Source organism: Mycoplasma leonicaptivi ATCC 49890 (assembly GCF_000622205.1).
GTDB lineage: Bacteria > Bacillota_I > Bacilli_A > Mycoplasmatales > Metamycoplasmataceae > Mycoplasmopsis > Mycoplasmopsis leonicaptivi.
In genome coordinates, this window is sequence record NZ_JHWE01000062.1 from 1 (window position 1) to 3249 (window position 3249).

Genomic DNA, 3249 nt, shown 5'->3' on the forward strand with positions numbered 1-3249 from the left:
AATACCTAATATATATATATATATATATATTAGGTAAGTCTTTTTGAATTGATAAAAAATGCATTTTTTATGCCCAAAAGTGAGAAACTCGGGTACTTTCTGCAATTAAATAATATTGCTTTATTATTCTATCATATTTTTATAATATCTTACTTTATTTTTATTACTAAAATATAGAGATAAAACAAAAAACTTATGTTTATTAAACACAAGTTTTTTAAAATTTATTTATTTTGCATTTCCATATTTTGATTTATTTTTTGTAATTCTTGAAGAATCAATTCATCAGTTGTTAATGGTTTTTCTGGAGTTTTTATTTCTTCTTCCTTTTTGTACTTTTCACGTCTTATTTTAATTATTTTTTTAATTAGGTAATAATTAAAAAGAAGAACAAAAAGTAAAAATGTAACAATAACAAAATTAAGTAGCGCTCCTAAAAACTTACCATATTTAATACCGTGTCACACTAAACCATCTAATTTACCATTTTCACCTAAAATATTATGAGCAATTGCTGACATAATAACATCATTAGCAAGAGAAGAAACTACTCCACTAAAAACCGCACCTGCTATAAAACCAATAGCAAGAATCAACATATTTCCTTTTTTAAAAAAAGTCAGAGCTTCTTTTAAACTTGATTTTATTATTTTTTTGTTTTTCATATTATCCTTGTCAATTTATATTATTTTAAAAATTCATTAATTGTTTTTTCAAGATATGAACTATTATTATCAACATATTCTTTTGGAGTCATTTTACTTAATTCAGTAGTTTTGGTACCTAATAAATTAATTGTTTGTACGTTTTTAACACCTAAGAATTTAAATGTTCCTTTTAATCATTCAATATGATTCCCTCATGGATAACGACCAAATTCAGCACCTTGTGAACCAATAATTAAGACATTTAGATTTGTTAAAAAACCAATTGCTTCATTTGTTAATGAATACTTATAAGAAAAAGTTTTTTCCGCAACAGCAATTGAGTCAATAAAATTTTTTACAACTGCATTTGTATTAAAATTGACCATTGAAGTTGAAATTACAAGTAAATTAGTTTCTTTGAGCTTACTAATCCATTTGTCTGAATCAGTTTTTGTTCAATAATCTTTAAAGGTGTTATTATTTAAGTTAATTTTACTAAAAATTGAATTGTTTAAATCCACTCTTTCAACATCATATTTTTGATTTTTTACATATTCGTGTAAATAATTCATCACATTTGTAGAATATGATGCTGGTGTAGTTAAACTACCGTCTAAAAATAAAATTTTCATATTTCCCCTTAATATTTTTAATTAATAAATATATTATATAATATAAATTATGAAGTTTAAACTACATTTTCTAACAGCCTTAGGGGCTTTGTCTTTACCCTTAGTGTTAACTGCTTGTAAAAATGAACAAGGCGAAATTTCAGAGAATAATAAAATAAAAGAATTTTCTATACCACAAGAAATTTTCGTTTCATTAAATAAAGAATTAAGTTTGCTTGAAAATTTCTTTAATAACTTTACAGATAAATTATTTCAAGAATCAGTAATTAGTAAATGACAAAACCTAGATAAATTAAAAGAACAAAATAATAATTTATATAAAGATTATTTGAGGGTTACCGAAGAAAAATTCTTGTTAAATGAATTTATAAAAATGAAAGAAAGATTTGAAAAAGCAATCAAAAATAATGTTGATATTTTTGATTTATCACACATAGTTTCTTTATTTAGGAATGATGTTTTTCAAAACACTTTACAAAACGTTTTGCAAGGTTTTGGTCTTGAAGTAGAACATATTAAAAATATTCAAGATGCTCTTGCAAAAATATTTATTTATGATAATTTTACAGCAGCACAAATAGTCCTAGAACAATATACACAATCTGTAAAAAGTAATAAAAATAATAAACTTACAGATGAAATTCTTAAAAAATATGAAGATCAACTTAAAAATCTTTTAAACAAAAAAGATTTAATCTCAAAAAAATTTGAAATAGAAAGTGATAAGACTCTAAATGAAATGTTTTTGGATTTTAAAAAAGATTTAGATTTATTTATTAATTTCATAAAATCTCAAATATCACCAGTTTTACTTTTTAAACCTGAAAAAACTATTTTTTCAAGTGAAAATAATGTTTATAAAGATTTTAAAATGCAAGTACCTTCTGATAAACATGAAAATACACAAGATCAAGAAAATAGTTTATTTATAACAAAACAAATTCTTCCACTAGATTTTGATATTGAAGAAAATTTCGGTTTCCTTTCAACAGAGGCAAAACAAAGACTTAGCCAACTTAAAGAAAAAATTAAAAATTCAAATTTAACCGAATTAAAATTTGATAATGATATTACTTATGATTTAATAAACGGTATTAATTTAAATATTAAATTACAAAATCAAAATCAAACCATAAATAAAAATATAACATTGTTTAGTAGAGATAATTCAACTAAAAAATTTGATTCCATAAAATTTGAACAAAAACCTAACAAAATTTTTAGTGAGTTAATACCTAATGATATTAACCATATTATTAAAATTAATACAAATGCAAAAGAAGAAAACTCAAATATTTTTACACTAATTAGACAAGTTAATAATGATATTGTACCAGAAGCTATTAATAATGGATTATTATTAGTTGGTATAAATAATTCTGTAATTAAAGATGTTGCAAAAGTTGATAATAATACTATTCAAATAACAACTTTAAAAACATATAATAACGGATCAAATGCTTTTAACTTTTTAGATAAATCACAAAATCTTTTATCAGATTACGATGTAATTTTAGTAAATTTAATGCAGTTTAATCCCAACATTAATAATTTTAATAACTTTTTAACCGAGACCGTTTTAAGTTCAATTAACAAAGAAGTTTATATTGGTATTTCTGATGATATTTATAATTCTATTTTTAAAGAAAGAATACAAAAAATTAATTCTATTTCAGAACCAAAAATAGATATCAAAAGGTCAAATGTTAGTCCTAAAAACAGTGAAGAAACACAACAAAATATTGAACAAAAAAATATTAATAGCTTTAATAAATTTAAAGAAGAATATTTAGATAAAATCCAAAAAATTTCAAACGAAATTACAATTATTTTTAAATAGTTTTATTTATGAATAATTAATTAATTTTTTTTATTTTATTTAAACTTTCAGTAAATTTTATACTAAATAAAAAAAATTAAGAAATTTTTTCGTTTATAGATATTATGAAACTATATAATTCATCAGAAGA

General features: G+C 21.5%; 3 protein-coding genes. 1 reads left to right on the forward strand and 2 read right to left on the reverse strand.

Translation table 4 applies throughout. The features are described from left to right. Positions 1–224 precede the first annotated feature (224 nt). Positions 225–665, reverse strand: coding sequence for a large conductance mechanosensitive channel protein MscL (locus tag BU00_RS0103380; protein ID WP_051521861.1), 441 nt, complete (start codon positions 663–665; stop codon positions 225–227). A 20-nt stretch (positions 666–685) separates the two neighbouring features. Beyond that, positions 686–1279 (reverse strand): FMN-dependent NADH-azoreductase, encoded by a 594-nt coding sequence (locus tag BU00_RS0103385; RefSeq protein WP_027121478.1) that lies wholly within the window; start codon positions 1277–1279, stop codon positions 686–688. A gap of 49 nt (positions 1280–1328) precedes the next feature. Between BU00_RS0103385 and BU00_RS0103390 the strand changes: the two genes are divergently transcribed. After that, positions 1329–3119 carry a hypothetical protein gene (locus tag BU00_RS0103390; RefSeq protein ID WP_156926441.1) on the forward strand — a complete coding sequence of 597 codons (1791 nt, stop codon included), beginning with the start codon at positions 1329–1331 and terminating at the stop codon, positions 3117–3119. Positions 3120–3249: the final 130 nt, after the last annotated feature.